Origin of the sequence: Cryobacterium algoricola (assembly GCF_004402485.1) — a bacterium.
GTDB classification, from domain to species: domain Bacteria; phylum Actinomycetota; class Actinomycetes; order Actinomycetales; family Microbacteriaceae; genus Cryobacterium; species Cryobacterium algoricola.
Genome location: NZ_SOFG01000004.1, coordinates 340,650 through 355,684 on the forward strand (window position 1 = coordinate 340,650; position 15,035 = coordinate 355,684).

Sequence of the window (15,035 nt, forward strand, 5' to 3'; positions counted from 1 at the left end):
CGAAAAAACCCCCGGCCGTAAGCCGGGGGTTTATCTGTGGGCGATACTGGGATCGAACCAGTGACCTCTTCCGTGTCAGGGAAGCGCGCTACCGCTGCGCCAATCGCCCAAATCTAGTGCTTCAAGAACTTGTGTTCTCCAAGACTGGAGGTGGATACGGGATTCGAACCCGTGTATACGGCTTTGCAGGCCGCTGCCTCGCCTCTCGGCCAATCCACCGTATTCGGGTTCATACCAAAGAGAATCGGCCTTTCGGCCGATTCAATTCGAGCGGATGACGAGATTCGAACTCGCGACCCTCACCTTGGCAAGGTGATGCGCTACCACTGCGCCACATCCGCAACTGCGCGCATTTCTGCGTGCTTTGAAGACTGTACCGGTAGTTTTCCGGATATACAAACCGAGCGGAACTTACCGGCGGGGTGGCGCGTCGGTGCACGACAGGCGCCCGGTCTGGGCTAGTATCGAGAGTCGCGGTCGAAGAGAATTCGTTCGCCGCGGGCGATTGGCGCAGTTGGTAGCGCGCTTCCTTCACACGGAAGAGGTCATCGGTTCGAGTCCGGTATCGCCCACGGTTATCTCGGCAAAACCCCGCCTCGGCGGGGTTTTTTTGTACCCTCACACTGGGGGGTCCCGCGCCGCCAACCTGGGCGCGTCCTGTGCCAAGCTCTTCTTCAAGCCTAAGGACCATCCCATTGGTTCTCCGGCCCAGCGAACCCTCCTTCGTCTTCATCACGAAAGAGCGCTGCACTCCCGTCCTGTTCCGTGACACGATCCGAGCCCCCATCGGTCGCGTCCCTGAACTCGTGAACGCCGCACTGCCGGCTGCGTTCGATCTGCCGTCAGCACGTCTGTCGGCAGCCCTCGGCGCGTCCTTAGTCGTCCGTTCCAGACACCGTCAGTAGTCCCCCGCAGTAGTTCCTCAGCCAGAAAGGCCATTCCCATGACTTCCGTAGAAACCACAACGGCCACACCCGGCAAGATCCTCGGCATCGTCGGGTTCATCCTCGCCTTCATTCCGTACCTTCAGCTTCCCGGCCTCATCGTGAGCATCATCGGCTTCAACCAGGCCAAGAAGGCCGGCGCGCCCCGCGGCCTCGCCAAGGCCGGCATCATCCTGAGCGCCATCTTCCTCGTGCTCTTCGTGGTCATCCTCGTCGTCACCTTCTCGTTGGCCGCCAGCCAGACGCCCAGCGCCTAAGCACCCGCACTCCGCGCGTCCCGCTCCCCCCGGCCGGTTCCGACCGATGGGGAGCGGGACGTTTTCCATTCCCGGCGCTCCGACCGGTCAGGGTCCGCGTGACCTCGCCGCCTAGTCTGTGAGCATGGACCTTCTGCTCGGCCTCTGGGCGTACCTGACGGTGCGCCAGGCGCCGCTCCCCCTGCCCGTCGCCTGGCTGACCGTTGTTGCCGCCGCGACGATCGTGCTCGTCCCGGTGCTGTGGCTGGCGTGCCGGAACGTGGTCACGATCGCGCACGAGGGTGGGCACGCGCTCGTCGCAACCCTCGGTGGCCGAAAGCTCGACGGCATCCGCCTGCACTCCGACACATCGGGTCTCACCGTCAGCCGCGGCAAGCCCCGCGGACTCGGGATGGTGCTGACCCTGCTCGCCGGCTACTCCGCACCCGCCCTGCTGGGGCTCGGTGCGGCCTGGCTCCTGAGCCTGGGGTATTCGGTCGGCCTGCTCTGGCTACTGCTTGCGGCCCTCGCCCTGCTCCTCGTACAGGTGCGCAACTGGTTCGGACTCTGGTCCGTTCTCGCGACGGCCGCGGTGATCTTCGCGGTCACCTGGTTCGGTTCTGCGCTCGTGCAGAGTATTTTCGCCCTGCTCGTGACGACGTTCCTCCTCCTCGGCGCGGTGCGCACGGTGCTCGAGCTGCAGCGGTCACGGTCCCGCCGCGCCGGCACGGCCTCGGATGCCGACCAGCTCGCCCGTCTCACGCACATCCCCGGCCTGCTCTGGGTCGGCGTCTTCCTGATCGTCACGACTGCGTGTGCGGTGCTGGGCGCCGGTCTCCTCGGACTGGCCGGCTGAGCCGGAAACCCCCGCTGCCCCGCGAACGGCGCGCCTCCGCGAGCAGGGAATATGCTCCTTGCCCTCCGCACGTCCGCTGTGTCATGCTCAACCCAAGCCAGACAAGAACTACAGTTCCCGAAGACTGACCCAGCGAACCCTCCGGCGCATTCCTGCGACAGAGCGCATTTTCTTGTCCGGCATCGATCGAACGGCCCAGTGCACACAATGCATGCTGCCGCCACGCGATCCTCCCCACTGCCGCACAGGACCGAGCAGCCCCACTCCGATGGCCACCCGAGCGCCACCGGACCGTGGCCTGCCCGATTTCCCCTACCCACTGCCGCGTACCCGAACGGTTCCGGCGCCCACAGAAAGGCCGTCACCATGACGACACCAGTAGCCTCAGCAGTCAACCCCGGCAAGACCCTCGGCATTGTCGGCCTCGTGCTGTCCATCGTCTCGCTGCAGCCCTTCGGCATCATCGTCAGCATCATCGGCCTGGTGAAGTCGAAGAAAGCAGGACTCGGCAACGGTTTCGCCCTCGCCGGAATCATCATCAGTGTCGTCGGCATCATCGTCGTCGGCATCGTGATCGCCGTCGCGGTCAGCGCTGGCGTCAACCTCGCGGCGTTCTGCACCGAGCACGGCGCCGGTGTCTTCGACAACAACGGCGTCACCGTCACCTGCGGGGCCTGACCGGCGCCTCACCGCACTCGAAGGAACCTCCCTTCCGGCACAACGGCGGAGAGGGGGGTTCCTTCGTCGTTTCCCCGCCGATCCGATCGACGCACGGCAAGGTCGGCACGGCCATCCGCTCGACCAATCGACCGGTCGACCGGTCAACCGGTCAGGACCTCAACCGGTTCCGAACCGAGTCGTGACGCCGGGCGAGAAGAGCACCGAATCCGGCTGACGCCCGGTGAGCGACGGAAACCCGGCCCTGGCCAGCAGGGTGTCGTCCAGGAGCACGACATCGGCCTGAACGAGCTCCCAGGGCGCGTGGTGGTTGCGCAGGTAGACCGTGCGACCCCTGGCTCTGGTGAAGAGCGCCCAGCGCGCCGTCAGGAAGTCGGCAAGGGGGTCCCCGGTCACGGGTTCGTCCCGCGGACGCACGACCATTTCCGTGCGGGCACCGGCCGCGAAGTGACGTCGTGACGAATAGCGGTACTCCCCCGCCGCGAGCGTCAGCCGCGTCCGCGACCACATGTACGGGAGCGCGAAGAGCGCGCGCGCCGCGAGCACCGCGGCGAGCCGCGACGCCTCGAGGGAAACGAAGACGACCCCGCGACGCCCTGCCGCGTCTACGGCGTAGAGACGCACGTTCACCTCGACGAAGTTCCCGTAGTACGGCACGGGCGGGCTGCCGAGAACGGTCGCCCGGTCCAGCACGAAGGGGATCAGTCCGACCCAGCTGCTGCCGTCGAATTCGTCGGGAATGAGCCCGTCGGGCAGGATCGGCGCCACAGCGGCCGCCGGCACCCGCCAGTGCACGAAGCAGAGGTTCGACCAGCGCTGGCTCGCCACGGAGCGGCCGGCCAGCGGGGGCGCGACGACGGAGATCGGGTACGGCTCCGGCACGGCGTCAGTTCCAGCCGTAGCGGCCGCGCAGGACCGTCGCGATGCGGCCGTACCGCGCCGCGTCGACCCGGGCCGCTTCACGGCGCATGCCCCCGGGGTGCACGACGAACACCCGGTCGATGTTGACCCAGCTGGGACGGCCGTTCTTGTCCCAGTCGCCGATTCCGAGCGCCACGTAGTCGGGGTGCCCCGTCCGGTCCTTGCTCGTCAGCTGGACGGCCAGCACGGCTCCCTTGCCCGCGTCGGCCACGATCACGACCGGGCGGTCCTTGCCACGGCCGTCGCGTTCCTCGAACGGCACCCAGGTCCAGACGACTTCTCCGGGGTCCGGACTCGCATTCCGGCTCGGACGGTAGCCGAGGCGCACGCCCCGGAGGCTCCTCGGGTCGATTTCGACGGTCGCGCCACTGCCGGTGCGTCCGGGGCTCTGGCTCGTCGGCCTGTCGCCGGTTCGCCGGCGAGGCGCGAAGAGTCCGAAAAGGGCGCTGAAGAAGCCGTGGATGCCTGACACAGCCACACTGTACCGCACGGGATTCGCCTGGCGCCGGCGGGCCGCCCCTGGGCTCACGACCCGCGCCCCATCGGACACGGCCGCCGGATGCGCTCGAATAGGGGCGCATCCGCTTGCCGCGGATGCGCCCCTATTCGGTGGTTCCTGACCCGGTCACGGAGCAACCGGGTGCAGCACGTGCCGGTTAGACGGCGTCGAGCGCGTAGCCCTCTTCGCCGTGAACGATGGTGTCGACGCCGGCCACTTCGTCTTCGTTCGTGATGCGGAAGCCGATCGTCTTCTGGATGATCCAGCCGATGGCGTATGCCATCACGAAGGAGTAGATGCCGATGCCGAAGGCAGCGAGGGCCTGCACGCCGAGCTGGTTGAAGCTGCCGGTCTGGAGGAGGCCGATGTTGTTGCCGACGAGGCCGACGTAGAGCGTGCCGATGATGCCTCCGACGAGGTGGATGCCCACGACGTCGAGGGAGTCGTCGAAGCCGAGCTTGAACTTCAGGTCGATCGCGACGGCACAGACGGCACCGACGATGAGGCCGAGGAGCATGCCCCACATCGGGGTCAGGATGTTACACGCGGGAGTGATGGCGACGAGGCCGGCGACGGCGCCCGACGCGGCACCGATCATGGTCGGCTTGCCGTCCTTGATCTTCTCGACGATGAGCCAGCCGAGGATACCGGCGGCGGGTGCGGCGAGGGTGTTGATCCAGGCGATGGCGGCGATACCGTCGACGGCGGCTTCGGAGCCGGCGTTGAAGCCGAACCAGCCGAACCACAGCAGTGCGGCGCCGAGGAGGGTCAGCGGCACGTTGTGCGGCTTGGAGATGCCCTTCTTGAAGCCGACGCGCTTGCCGAGGACCAGGGCGAGGGCGAGGCCCGCCGCACCGGCGTTGATGTGCACCGCGGTGCCGCCGGCGAAGTCGTTGACCTTGAGGAGGAAGGGAGCCCAGCCGTCAGTGAGGTTGAACACCCAGTACGCGACCGGGAAATAGACCAGGGTGGCCCAGACGCCGGCGAAGATCATCCAGGCGCCGAACTTGGCGCGGTCGGCGATCGCGCCGGAGATGAGGGCGACGGTGATGATCGCGAAGGTGGCCTGGAAGCCCGCGAAGGCGAGGGCGTTCAGGTTGGGGCCGCCGTCGGCGCCGCTCGTGAGCAGGCCGTTCAGCCCGATCAACTCGGACGGGTTGCCGAGCCAGCCGCCGATGAGGGGCGGACCGAAGGACAGTCCGTAACCGTAGAGGACCCACAGAACACCGATCAGGCCCATGGCGCCGAAGCTCATCATCATCATGGAGATGACGCTCTTCGCCTTGACCATGCCGCCGTAGAAGAAGGCCACGCCCGGAGTCATCAGGAGGACGAGGGCTGCCGCGACGAGGAGCCACAGGGAATTGATGTTTGTGGTAAGTGCATCAGTCGTATCGTCCAGCAGGACCGACAGTTCAACCATGGATATGGTTACCTCTCTCTAACTAACAGGGATGACCGCCGACGTGCACAGGGTGAGCGTGAAGCGTGTATCGGCAGGTACAGAGACAGTGTGGAGTGCACACGTTTCCGCACACGCTCAGGGATGTTTCGACCGCGTTACGCGATTGTTGGCGGTGTTAACATCGTGTTTCCTAACGCCCGGTATCCCCCGACCCCGCGTTTCCCGGCTTGACTCTGTCACGGATTCAGTCGGTCTGATCCGGTAAACAGGCTTGTCAGAGGGGTTTTCGGCCGCGCAGCACCCGACTGTCAGTCGTGCGGCGGAAGCTCACCCGTCGTCAGCGCTACCATCCGCGACTGGGAGCGCTGGTACTTCTTCCGGTAGCCGCCCGCGAGCATCTCCTCGTCGAAGACCTCCGCGAGGGGCACCCCGGTCGCGATGATCGGGATTTCGGCGTCGTAGACGCGATCGATGAAGGCCACCAGGCGCAAGGCATCCGTCTGGTCTGTCAGCAGGTAGCTGTCGGTGAGGGCGATCACTTCGACGCCGGCGATCAGCTTGATGTACTTCGACGGATGCACCGTGCTGAGATGCCGGATCAGGGAACCGAAGTCGTCTTCGGTCACGTTCGCTCCCCTCGCGACGAGCGCCGCGACGAGACGGTCGAGTTCCGGCCCCTCGACGGCGACGGAGTGTCCTTCGATGTCGCGGCGACGGTAGTCGAGCCCGTCGATGCGGAGGATTTCGAAGTTCGCGGACATGGCGCGGATCTCGCGGAGGAAGTCGATGGCCGCGAACCGGCCCTCACCGAGCGAGTTCGGCGGCGTGTTCGAGGTCGCGGCGACGCGGGTGCCCGATGCGACGAGTTCGCCGAGCAACCGGGTCATCAGCATGGTGTCGCCCGGGTCGTCGAGTTCGAACTCGTCGATGCAGATGAGCTTCGCCCCGGAGAGCTGCCTGACCGCGGCGGCATAGCCGAGCGCCCCGACGAGGGCGGTGTACTCGATGAAGGTGCCGAAGTACTTGGGCCCCGGCGCGGAGTGCCAGAGCGCGGCGAGCAGGTGGGTCTTCCCGACGCCGAATCCGCCGTCGAGGTAGATTCCCGGGAGTTGCGCCGGCGCCTTGCGGGTGCGGGAGAAGAATCCGCCCGGCCGCTGCGGGCGCCAGGCCTCCGCGAAGGCGGTGAGCCGGCCGACGGCCTCGAGCTGGGAGGGGAAGTTCACATCGGGCCGGTACGACTCGAATGAGGCGTGCTCGAACTGGGGAGGCGGCACGAGTTCGGCGACGATTTCCGCCCCCGTGATCTCGGGAGAGCGTTCCGCCAGCCGGTGCAGCCGACTGGGAGCCCGGGACGCCTCTGGAACCATCGTGGAATACCCGCGTTTCTGTCTCGGTTGGCCTTATGGACTGCTTTCGGGGCGTCCGTGTTGAAGTATTTCACCACAAATGCGCCACCCGGCCGGACCGCGTACATTCGAAGCGCGGGCCGGAAGACCAGCCTAAGCCGCGTTCAAATGATCCCGGGGCACAGCCCGGCCCCACTGGAGGTTCCCATGCCCGTCGATCTCGATCCGGACGCGAAGTTCGCCGCATACGCTCATCCCGAACGGCTGGTCAGCACCGACTGGCTGCGGGAACACCAGGGTGACGCCGGCCTGACGGTCCTCGAGTCGGACGAGGACGTGCTCCTCTACGAGAGCGGCCACATCCCCGGCGCCGTCAAGATCGACTGGCACACCGAGCTCAACGACCAGGTACAGCGCGACTTCGTCGACAGTGCGGCCTTCGCGGCCGTCCTCGGCGCGAAGGGCATCACGCGCGACTCCACCGTCGTGATCTACGGCGACAAGAACAACTGGTGGGCCGCGTACGCGCTCTGGGTGTTCAGCCTCTTCGGGCACCCGGACGTGCGCCTGCTCGACGGAGGACGGGACAAGTGGATCGCGGAGGGCGGCGCCCTGACCCGCGAGGCCACAATGGTTACTCCCGCCGAGTACCCCGTCGTCCCCCGCAACGACGCTCCGATCCGCGCCTTCAAGGAAGACGTGCTCGCGCACTTCGGCCGCCCGCTCATCGACGTGCGCTCTCCGGAGGAGTACACCGGGGAGCGCACCACGATGCCGGCATACCCGGAGGAGGGCGCGCTGCGCGGCGGGCACATCCCCTCCGCCGTCTCCGTGCCCTGGGCGCGCGCCGCGGCACCGGATGCGACGTTCAAGACCCGCGACGAGCTCGAGGCGATCTACCGGGGCGAGGCGGGGCTCCGCGAGAACGACGCCGTCATCGCGTACTGCCGGATCGGCGAGCGGTCGAGCCACACCTGGTTCGTCCTGACCCATCTGCTGGGCTTCGAGGACGTGCGCAACTACGACGGCTCCTGGACGGAATGGGGCAACGCTGTGCGGGTACCGATCGTCACGGGCGCCGCGGCCGGCTCGACCCCCGAACCGCGCTGAACCGTGACAGGATCGTGTCGATGACTACTGCCGCGCTGCCCGCCAAGCTTGCCGAGATCCAGGAGGACTTCCTCGAACTCGAACAGAAGGACCGTTTGCTCCTGCTGCTCGAGTTCGCCGATGAACTCCCCGAGCTCCCGGCCAGGTACCGGGACCATCCGGACCTGCTCGAACGCGTCGTCGAGTGCCAGTCGCCCGTCTTCATCTTCGTCGACGTCGATGACCAGGACGCGGTGCACCTGCACGCGACGGCGCCCAGGGAGTCCCCGACGACCCGGGGATTCGCGTCGATCCTCGCGCAGGGCCTCGACGGCCTCTCCGTCGCCGAGGTGCTTGCGGTTCCGGATGACTACCCGCAGACCATCGGGCTCACTCAGGCGGTCTCGCCGCTTCGCATCCGCGGGATGTCTGCGATGCTCGCCCGCACCAAGCGGAGGCTGCGCGAGCGACCCTGAGCTCGGTCACCCCTCGGGGTGGTCCGGTTCGGCCGGTTCCGGCGGGGAGCCGAGTTCACCGAGCCAGTTCTCGATCGCCGCGTTCCAGCCTTCCCTGTCGTAATTCCAGAGTTTGGTGTGCCTGGCGACCGTGAACGGCAGGAAGGTCACGATGTCGGGGCGGCGCACAGCGAGGGCGCGTGACGGGCTCGAGGGCACGTAGCCGTCGTCGTCGCTGTGCATCAGGAGCACGGGGAGTTCGAGGTCGTCGGCGCGGGTGACGAAGTCGAGCCTGCTGAAGTCGATCGGGCTTGCCTGGCCGGTGAGGCGGCCGCCCCAGCGCCGGCCGAGGACCTGCATGGCCCCCGTCGCAACGAGGCCGGGCAGGCGCAGCGTGCTGCCCTGGAACGCGACGACGTCTGCCCAGTCGATCACGGGAGAATCGAGCACGACACCGGAGAGCAACTGATGGAACGCCGTGCGCGTCGCGGTCTGCAGCACGATCGCTCCGCCCATCGACCACCCCATCAGCACGATGCTCGTCGCGCCGTGCTCGGCGGCGAACCCGATCGCCGCATCGATGTCGTGCCATTCGGTGTCCCCGAGTCCGTACCGTCCGTCTCCGCTTCCCGGCGCGTCGCCGTCGTTACGGTACGACACCAGGAGACAGGTGTAGCCGCTGTCGTGGAACACCGGAACGGCCCGCAGGGTTTCCTGGCGTTGCACCCCGCGCCCGTGCACCTGGATCACCCAGCGGCCGTCCGGCCGCTCGGCGGGGATCAGCCAGGCCGGGGCCTGGCCGACCTCCGTCCGCACGTGCACCTGTTCGAACGGGAAACCGAGGTCCCAGGGCCCCAGATAGGAATACCCGCCGAGGCGGCCTCTCCTGGCCTCACTCAGGTCCCCGTAGTCGACGCGGTGTATCCGGCGGGTGACCGCCGTCTTGGTCACGCGGAGAATCTCACCGAGCTGGGCGTGCCCGGACTCGCGCTCGAACCAGAAGCTGTAGTCACCGGGAAGCACGGAGTCCGGCGTCACGGCGAGGGTGATCGTCGAGGCTTCGAGGTCGACGCCGAGAACGTCGGTGTCATCGGAACGTGTGGTGGCCGGCGTCACGATGCGGCGCGCCATCACGGCGGCCAGCACGCTCACGCCCGCGGCCACGACCGTGGCCGCACCGGCAATGGACAGCGCGGTGACGGCGACGAACAGCCCGCCCGACCTGCCTGACCTCGATTTTTCCCGCACGCGTACCTCCGGCTGCCCGGCGTGCCTCACCGACCCGCCCGGAAAAAACTCTAGTCTGCAGACGTGCCCGAAACACAAGAACCACTCCCCCCGGAGTTCGCCGCCGCGCTCGCGGCCATCCGCAGAGCGCACACCCGAACCGACCTGGTCCTCAGCGAAATCCCGGCCCCAGGGAAGCTCGCCCCGCACGCCGTCGCCCTGTCCGCGGATGTCGCCCCCTCACGCCATGGCGGCAACTCAGAACTGGGTACCGGCCGGTTCATCCTCCTGTACGACCCCGAGGAGCCGGAGGCCTGGGGTGGGGCATTCCGGGTGGTCTGTTTCGCGCAGGCGCCCCTCGAAACGGAGATCGGTGTTGACCCGTTCCTCGCCGAGGTCGCCTGGGCCTGGCTGATCGATGCGCTCGACTCCCACGGAGCCCGATACACCGCGGCTTCCGGAACCGCGACTAAGATCATTTCGTCAGGCTTCGGTGAACTTGCGAAGCAAGGCGACGGTGCGCAGATAGAGCTGCGTGCTTCGTGGACACCTGTGGACCACAATCTCACCGCCCACGTCGAAGGCTGGGGCGAATTGATCTGCATGCTCGCAGGTCTTCCCCCCATTGGCGAAGGAGTCAGCATGTTGTCCGCACGCCGAACCGGTCGTGGTTGATCACCACGTGATCGATACGCGGGACGCCTATCTGGCGGCCACCGCGGCCATCAGCGCGGGAACGGGACCGATCGGCATCGACGCCGAACGCGCGTCCGGTTTCACGTACTCGCAGCGCGCCTACCTGATCCAGATGTACCGGCGCGGAGCGGGCACCTTCCTGTTCGACCCGCCTGCGATCGGAGACTTCTCCGAGCTCAACGCGGCGATCGCGGGAGACGAATGGATCTTCCACGCCGCGAGCCAGGATCTCGCCTGCCTCAGGGAAGTCGGCCTCGACCCGCACATCATCTTCGACACCGAACTGGCCGCGCGGCTGCTCGGGTTGCCGAGAGTCGGCCTCGGGACGGTCGTCGAGGAACTCCTCGGCATCCATCTCGCCAAGGAGCATTCCGCGGCGAACTGGTCGACCAGGCCGCTCCCGGAGAGCTGGCTCGTCTACGGCGCCCTCGATGTCGAACTCCTTCCCGACCTGCGCGACCGCATGGTCGAGATGCTGGCCACCGACGAGAAGACCCAGATCGCCGCCCAGGAATTCCAGGCGACGCTCGACCATGAGCCCAAGCCGGTCAGCGCGGAGCCCTGGCGCAGGCTGTCCGGAGTTCACTCGATTCGTTCCCAGCGCAACCTCGCCGTCGCGAGGTCCCTCTGGCTCGCCCGCGACGACCTCGCCAGGCACCTCGACGTGTCTCCCGGGCGCCTCGTCCCCGACGCGTCCCTCGTCGCCGCTGCACGGGTGTTGCCCGCCAGCAGGCAGGCGCTCGCCGACCTCCGCGAATTCAGCGGACGGGCCAGCCGCAGCGAACTCGACCGTTGGTGGACGGCGATCCAGGACGGCATCCGTGCGACGGACCTGCCCTCCCTGCGCGGGACCGGAGACGCGCTGCCTCCGCCCCGGGCGTGGTCCGACCGGAACCCCGAGGCCGACCTGCGGTACAAGGCCGCGCGGCTGGCTCTCGGCCAGATCTCGGAAGCCTTCGCGATCCCGATCGAGAACCTCGTCACGCCGGACTTCGTGCGCCGGATCGCCTGGACGCCCCCGGAGCCGATCGACGTGGAGTCCGTAAGCGAGGCGCTCGTCGCCCTGGGCGCCCGCGACTGGCAAATTGAACTGACCGCACAACAGATCACGGATGCCTTTGTGGAAGCCAACCAAACCATCGCCGTATCCGTCGAGGTCGATTCGTAGGATCCGTCCAAGGATTCGACCCGCCAATCGTGCCACCCTAGGATCAACCGACACCTGATCTGATTGATGGAGGCACCGTGGCCGATAGAGCAGAAGTCGTGTTTGTGGATGGGGTTCGTACCCCGTTCGGACGCGCCGGCGAAAAGGGAATGTACTGGAACACCCGGGCAGATGATCTCGTGGTGAAGGCCATGATCGGCCTGTTGGAACGAAACCCGAAGGTTCCCGGGGAGCGCATCGACGAGGTGGCGATCGCCGCTACGACGCAGTCCGGCGACCAGGGACTGACCCTCGGGCGCACGGCGGCACTCCTGGCCGGACTGCCGAAGTCTGTGCCCGGTTACGCGATCGACCGGATGTGCGCAGGCGCGATGACCGCAGTGACCACGGTCGGTGCCGCGATCGGCTTCGGGGCATACGACCTCGCCATTGCCGGCGGCGTCGAGCACATGGGCAGGCACCCGATGGGCTCCGGCGTCGACCCGAACCCGCGGTTCCTCTCGGAGCGGCTCGTGAGCGAGGACGCCCTGAACATGGGTGCGACCGCCGAGCGCATCCACGACCGTTTTCCCGAGTACACCAAGGACCGGTCTGACCGGTATGCGCTCCATAGCCAGCAGAAGGTCGCTGCGGCGTACGCCGCCGGCAAGATCCAGCCGGACCTGGTCTCCGTCGCCATCCGCAGCGAGCAGGGCTGGGGACTCGCGACCCGCGACGAGGCGCCGCGCCCCGAGACGACCCTCGAAGGCCTCTCCGCGCTGAAGACCCCGTTCCGTCCGTTCGGCCGGATCACGGCAGGCAACGCATCCGGGCTCAACGACGGCGCAAGCGCCTGCCTGCTCGCGAGCGGTGCCGCCGCCAAGGAACTCGGCCTCACCGTCAAGATGAAGCTCGTGAGCTTCGCCTTCGCGGGCGTCGAGCCGGAGGTCATGGGCCTCGGCCCGGTACCGTCGACGGAGAAGGCCCTCCGTAAGGCCGGCCTCAGCATCACCGACATCGGGCTCTTCGAGCTCAACGAGGCTTTCGCGGTGCAGGTCATCTCCTTCCTCGACCACTTCGGCATCGACGACGACGACCCGCGCGTCAACGAGTACGGCGGCGCGATCGCGATCGGCCATCCGCTCGCCTCCTCCGGTGTGCGACTGATGAACCAGCTCGCGCATCAGTTCGCCGAACACCCCGAGGTACGCTACGGCCTGACCGCCATGTGCATCGGCCTCGGGCAGGGCGGCACCGTCATCTGGGAAAACCCGCACTTCAATCGGAAGGCAAAGTAAGCGATGACCGACTACTCCGCACTCGATTTCTCCGAACTCGTCGCACTCTCCGGTGACGAGGTCGTCACGCATTCCTTCGTGCGCGACGTTCCCCTGTCCGGGTCGCGCACCCTCGCGCTCGTCACCCTCGACAACGGCAGGGACCACACCCGGCCGAACACCCTGGGACCGGTCACCCTCCTCGAATTCGCGGCGACCCTCGACGGTCTCGCCGAGCGAGCAGCACGCGGGGAGATCCATGGGGTCGCCGTCACCGGCAAACCGTTCATACTCGCCGCGGGCGCAGACCTCGGCAAGGTCAGCGAGATCCCCTCGCTCGCGACCGGCAAGCTGCTCGGCCAGCTCGGCCACCACGCCCTCGGGAAGCTCTCCACGCTCGGTGTGCCCTCCTTCGTCTTCATCAACGGGCTCGCGCTCGGCGGCGGTCTCGAAATCGCGCTGAACGCCGACTACCGCACGGTCGACGCATCCGTCGCCGCCGTCGCCCTGCCCGAGGTCTCCCTCGGGCTCATTCCCGGCTGGGGCGGCTCCTACCTGCTGCCGAACCTGATCGGCATCGAGAACGCCCTCACGGTGATCATCTCGAACCCGCTCAAGAACCGCGTGCTCAAGGCAACGGACACCGTCGAACTCGGCATCGCCGACGTGCTCTTCGGGTCAGCGGCCTTCCTCGAGCACTCCATCGCCTGGGCCGACGGCGTGATCGCAGGCACCACGACGGTCGCACGGCCGAACAAGCCGGGCAAGATCGAGCGCCTCGTGAAATGGGACGCCGCGATCGGCATCGCCAGGCGGATGCTCGAAAGTCGGATCGGGACGGTCGCGCTCTCTCCCTATATTGCTCTCGACCTGCTCAAAGCCGCGAAGAGCGGGACGCTCGAGGAGGGTTTCGAACGCGAGGACGACTCCCTCGCCGCCCTCATCGCCGGCGACCAGCTCCAGGCCAGCATCTATGCTTTCAATCTGGTCCAGAAGCGGGCCAAGCGCCCGGCCGGCGCCCCGGACAAGAAGCTCGCCCGCCCGATCACGAAGGTCGGCGTCATCGGCGCAGGCCTGATGGCGAGCCAGTTCGCGCTCCTGTTCGTCCGCCGCCTGCAGGTGCCCGTCGTCATCACCGACCTCGACCAGGCCCGCGTCGACAAGGGTGTCGCGTACATCCACGGCGAGATCGCGACTCTGCAGTCCAAGGGCCGCATCACGGCGGACGAGGGCAACCGGCTCAGGGCCCTCGTGACGGGGACGACGGACAAGTCGAACTTCTCCGACGCCGACTGGGTCATCGAGGCCGTCTTCGAAGAACTCGGCGTCAAGCAGGATGTCTTCGCCGAGATCGAGAACTACGTGTCGCCGGAAGCCATCCTCGCCACGAACACCTCGTCGCTCTCCGTCGAGAAGATCGGCGCGAAGCTCGCCCATCCCGAGCGCCTGGTCGGCTTCCACTTCTTCAACCCGGTCGCCGTGATGCCGCTCATCGAGGTCGTGAACACGCCGCAGACGAACGAGACGACGCTCTCGACCGCGATGGTGATCGCGGGCAAGCTGAGGAAGAACGCCGTGATCACGCGCGACACCCCCGGTTTCGTGGTCAACCGCATCCTCGCGAAGCTCCTCGGCGAGGCCATGCACGCTGTCGACACCGGCACCCCCTTCGAGGTCGTCGATGGCGCCATCGCACCGTTCGGGCTCCCGATGACGCCGTTCGAGCTCCTCGAACTCGTCGGGCTCAAGGTCGGAGCGCACGTCCTCGACACGCACCACGCCGCGTTCCCCGACCGCTTCTTCGAAAGCGACAACCTGCACAAGCTCGCGGAGCACGGCAAGATCCTCGAGCGCGACGCCAAGGGCAAGGTCACGGGCTTCGACAAGACGGCGAAGAAGATCGTCGCCGGCGGCACAACGCCCATGACGGGCGAGGAGATCCTCCGGCGCATCGAGGACGGCCTGGCCGACGAGATCAAGCGGATGCTCGACGACGGGGTCGTGCACGCCGCGGAGGACATCGACCTGTGCGTGATCCTCGGCGCAGGCTGGCCGTTCCAGATGGGCGGCGCGACTCCCTACCTCGACAGGGTCGGCGCGAGCGAGCGGGTCTTCGGCGGAACGTTCCACACGCCGATGATCCGCGGCGTCGCCTCGGAGGTTCCGGTCACGCTCTAGCGTTACCTACCGGACCGAAGCACGCACAAGGCACCCTCGTCGAATCGGCGAGGGTGCCTTGTGCGGAAACTCGGGCGGGAC

General features: G+C 67.2%; 14 protein-coding genes and 4 tRNA genes. 10 read left to right on the forward strand and 8 right to left on the reverse strand.

Features of this window, described 5'->3' with window-relative positions; translation table 11 throughout:
• Positions 1 to 37: 37 nt before the first annotated feature.
• The 3 genes from E3O44_RS02025 to E3O44_RS02035 form a co-directional block, all read right to left on the reverse strand.
• Positions 38 to 109, reverse strand: a tRNA-Val gene (locus E3O44_RS02025).
• A gap of 36 nt (positions 110 to 145) precedes the next feature.
• A tRNA-Cys gene (locus E3O44_RS02030) sits at positions 146 to 219 on the reverse strand.
• 50 nt (positions 220 to 269) lie between these two features.
• A tRNA-Gly gene (locus E3O44_RS02035) sits at positions 270 to 341 on the reverse strand.
• Between the two features lie 158 nt (positions 342 to 499).
• Between E3O44_RS02035 and E3O44_RS02040 the strand changes: the two genes are divergently transcribed.
• The 4 genes from E3O44_RS02040 to E3O44_RS02055 all read left to right on the forward strand — a co-directional run bounded on the left by E3O44_RS02040 (position 500) and on the right by E3O44_RS02055 (position 2,714).
• Positions 500 to 572, forward strand: a tRNA-Val gene (locus E3O44_RS02040).
• A 371-nt stretch (positions 573 to 943) separates the two neighbouring features.
• The gene (locus E3O44_RS02045) at positions 944 to 1,201 is read left to right on the forward strand and encodes a hypothetical protein (protein WP_134532027.1); all 258 of its coding nucleotides are present in this window, start codon (positions 944 to 946) and stop codon (positions 1,199 to 1,201) included.
• A gap of 124 nt (positions 1,202 to 1,325) precedes the next feature.
• Entirely contained in the window at positions 1,326 to 2,036 is a 711-nt protein-coding gene (locus E3O44_RS02050; RefSeq protein WP_134532029.1) for a M50 family metallopeptidase, read from the forward strand.
• A gap of 366 nt (positions 2,037 to 2,402) precedes the next feature.
• Positions 2,403 to 2,714: a hypothetical protein gene (locus tag E3O44_RS02055; RefSeq protein ID WP_134532031.1), complete on the forward strand. Its 312-nt coding sequence runs from the start codon at positions 2,403 to 2,405 to the stop codon at positions 2,712 to 2,714.
• A 159-nt stretch (positions 2,715 to 2,873) separates the two neighbouring features.
• Here the strand turns inward: E3O44_RS02055 and E3O44_RS02060 are convergent, their stop codons facing one another.
• From E3O44_RS02060 to zapE, 4 genes are all read right to left on the reverse strand, one after another.
• Complete coding sequence (locus tag E3O44_RS02060) at positions 2,874 to 3,596, reverse strand: YqjF family protein (protein ID WP_134532033.1); 723 nt, start codon at positions 3,594 to 3,596, stop codon at positions 2,874 to 2,876.
• Between the two features lie 4 nt (positions 3,597 to 3,600).
• A complete protein-coding gene (locus E3O44_RS02065) occupies positions 3,601 to 4,107 on the reverse strand; it encodes a type II toxin-antitoxin system PemK/MazF family toxin (protein WP_241975952.1) in 507 nt (168 codons plus the stop codon).
• A gap of 184 nt (positions 4,108 to 4,291) precedes the next feature.
• Complete coding sequence (locus E3O44_RS02070; RefSeq protein ID WP_134532035.1) at positions 4,292 to 5,557, reverse strand: ammonium transporter; 1,266 nt, start codon at positions 5,555 to 5,557, stop codon at positions 4,292 to 4,294.
• Positions 5,558 to 5,847: 290 nt separating this feature from the next.
• Positions 5,848 to 6,906, reverse strand: a complete 1,059-nt coding sequence (gene zapE, locus E3O44_RS02075) for a cell division protein ZapE (protein ID WP_134532037.1) — start codon at positions 6,904 to 6,906, stop codon at positions 5,848 to 5,850.
• A 186-nt stretch (positions 6,907 to 7,092) separates the two neighbouring features.
• Between zapE and E3O44_RS02080 the strand changes: the two genes are divergently transcribed.
• Both E3O44_RS02080 and E3O44_RS02085 read left to right on the forward strand, forming a co-directional pair.
• Positions 7,093 to 7,995 (forward strand): sulfurtransferase, encoded by a 903-nt coding sequence (locus tag E3O44_RS02080; protein ID WP_134532039.1) that lies wholly within the window; start codon positions 7,093 to 7,095, stop codon positions 7,993 to 7,995.
• Between the two features lie 20 nt (positions 7,996 to 8,015).
• Positions 8,016 to 8,450 (forward strand): SufE family protein, encoded by a 435-nt coding sequence (locus E3O44_RS02085; protein WP_134532041.1) that lies wholly within the window; start codon positions 8,016 to 8,018, stop codon positions 8,448 to 8,450.
• A 6-nt stretch (positions 8,451 to 8,456) separates the two neighbouring features.
• Here the strand turns inward: E3O44_RS02085 and E3O44_RS02090 are convergent, their stop codons facing one another.
• The gene (locus E3O44_RS02090) at positions 8,457 to 9,677 is read right to left on the reverse strand and encodes an alpha/beta hydrolase family protein (protein WP_134532042.1); all 1,221 of its coding nucleotides are present in this window, start codon (positions 9,675 to 9,677) and stop codon (positions 8,457 to 8,459) included.
• Between the two features lie 63 nt (positions 9,678 to 9,740).
• On the opposite strand from E3O44_RS02090, the gene E3O44_RS02095 reads away from it, so the two are divergent.
• From E3O44_RS02095 to E3O44_RS02110, 4 genes are all read left to right on the forward strand, one after another.
• On the forward strand, positions 9,741 to 10,331 hold the full coding sequence (locus E3O44_RS02095; RefSeq protein ID WP_134532044.1) for a DUF3000 domain-containing protein: 591 nt from the start codon (positions 9,741 to 9,743) through the stop codon (positions 10,329 to 10,331).
• Positions 10,324 to 11,520, forward strand: a complete 1,197-nt coding sequence (locus E3O44_RS02100) for an HRDC domain-containing protein (protein ID WP_134532046.1) — start codon at positions 10,324 to 10,326, stop codon at positions 11,518 to 11,520. Before E3O44_RS02095 ends, E3O44_RS02100 begins: the two co-directional genes overlap by 8 nt.
• Positions 11,521 to 11,597: 77 nt before the next feature.
• On the forward strand, positions 11,598 to 12,797 hold the full coding sequence (locus tag E3O44_RS02105; protein WP_134532048.1) for a thiolase family protein: 1,200 nt from the start codon (positions 11,598 to 11,600) through the stop codon (positions 12,795 to 12,797).
• A gap of 3 nt (positions 12,798 to 12,800) precedes the next feature.
• A complete protein-coding gene (locus E3O44_RS02110) occupies positions 12,801 to 14,954 on the forward strand; it encodes a 3-hydroxyacyl-CoA dehydrogenase NAD-binding domain-containing protein (protein WP_134532050.1) in 2,154 nt (717 codons plus the stop codon).
• Positions 14,955 to 15,035: the final 81 nt, after the last annotated feature.

Bases quoted from the DNA above. Each gene is read 5' to 3' on its own strand.
- E3O44_RS02045 (WP_134532027.1), top strand. From the start codon at position 944: ATGACTTCCGTAGAAACCACAACGGCCACACCCGGCAAGATCCTCGGC.
- E3O44_RS02050 (WP_134532029.1), top strand. From the start codon at position 1,326: ATGGACCTTCTGCTCGGCCTCTGGGCGTACCTGACGGTGCGCCAGGCG.
- E3O44_RS02055 (WP_134532031.1), top strand. From the start codon at position 2,403: ATGACGACACCAGTAGCCTCAGCAGTCAACCCCGGCAAGACCCTCGGC.
- E3O44_RS02070 (WP_134532035.1), bottom strand. From the start codon at position 5,557: ATGGTTGAACTGTCGGTCCTGCTGGACGATACGACTGATGCACTTACC.
- zapE (WP_134532037.1), bottom strand. From the start codon at position 6,906: ATGGTTCCAGAGGCGTCCCGGGCTCCCAGTCGGCTGCACCGGCTGGCG.
- E3O44_RS02080 (WP_134532039.1), top strand. From the start codon at position 7,093: ATGCCCGTCGATCTCGATCCGGACGCGAAGTTCGCCGCATACGCTCAT.
- E3O44_RS02085 (WP_134532041.1), top strand. From the start codon at position 8,016: ATGACTACTGCCGCGCTGCCCGCCAAGCTTGCCGAGATCCAGGAGGAC.
- E3O44_RS02110 (WP_134532050.1), top strand. From the start codon at position 12,801: ATGACCGACTACTCCGCACTCGATTTCTCCGAACTCGTCGCACTCTCC.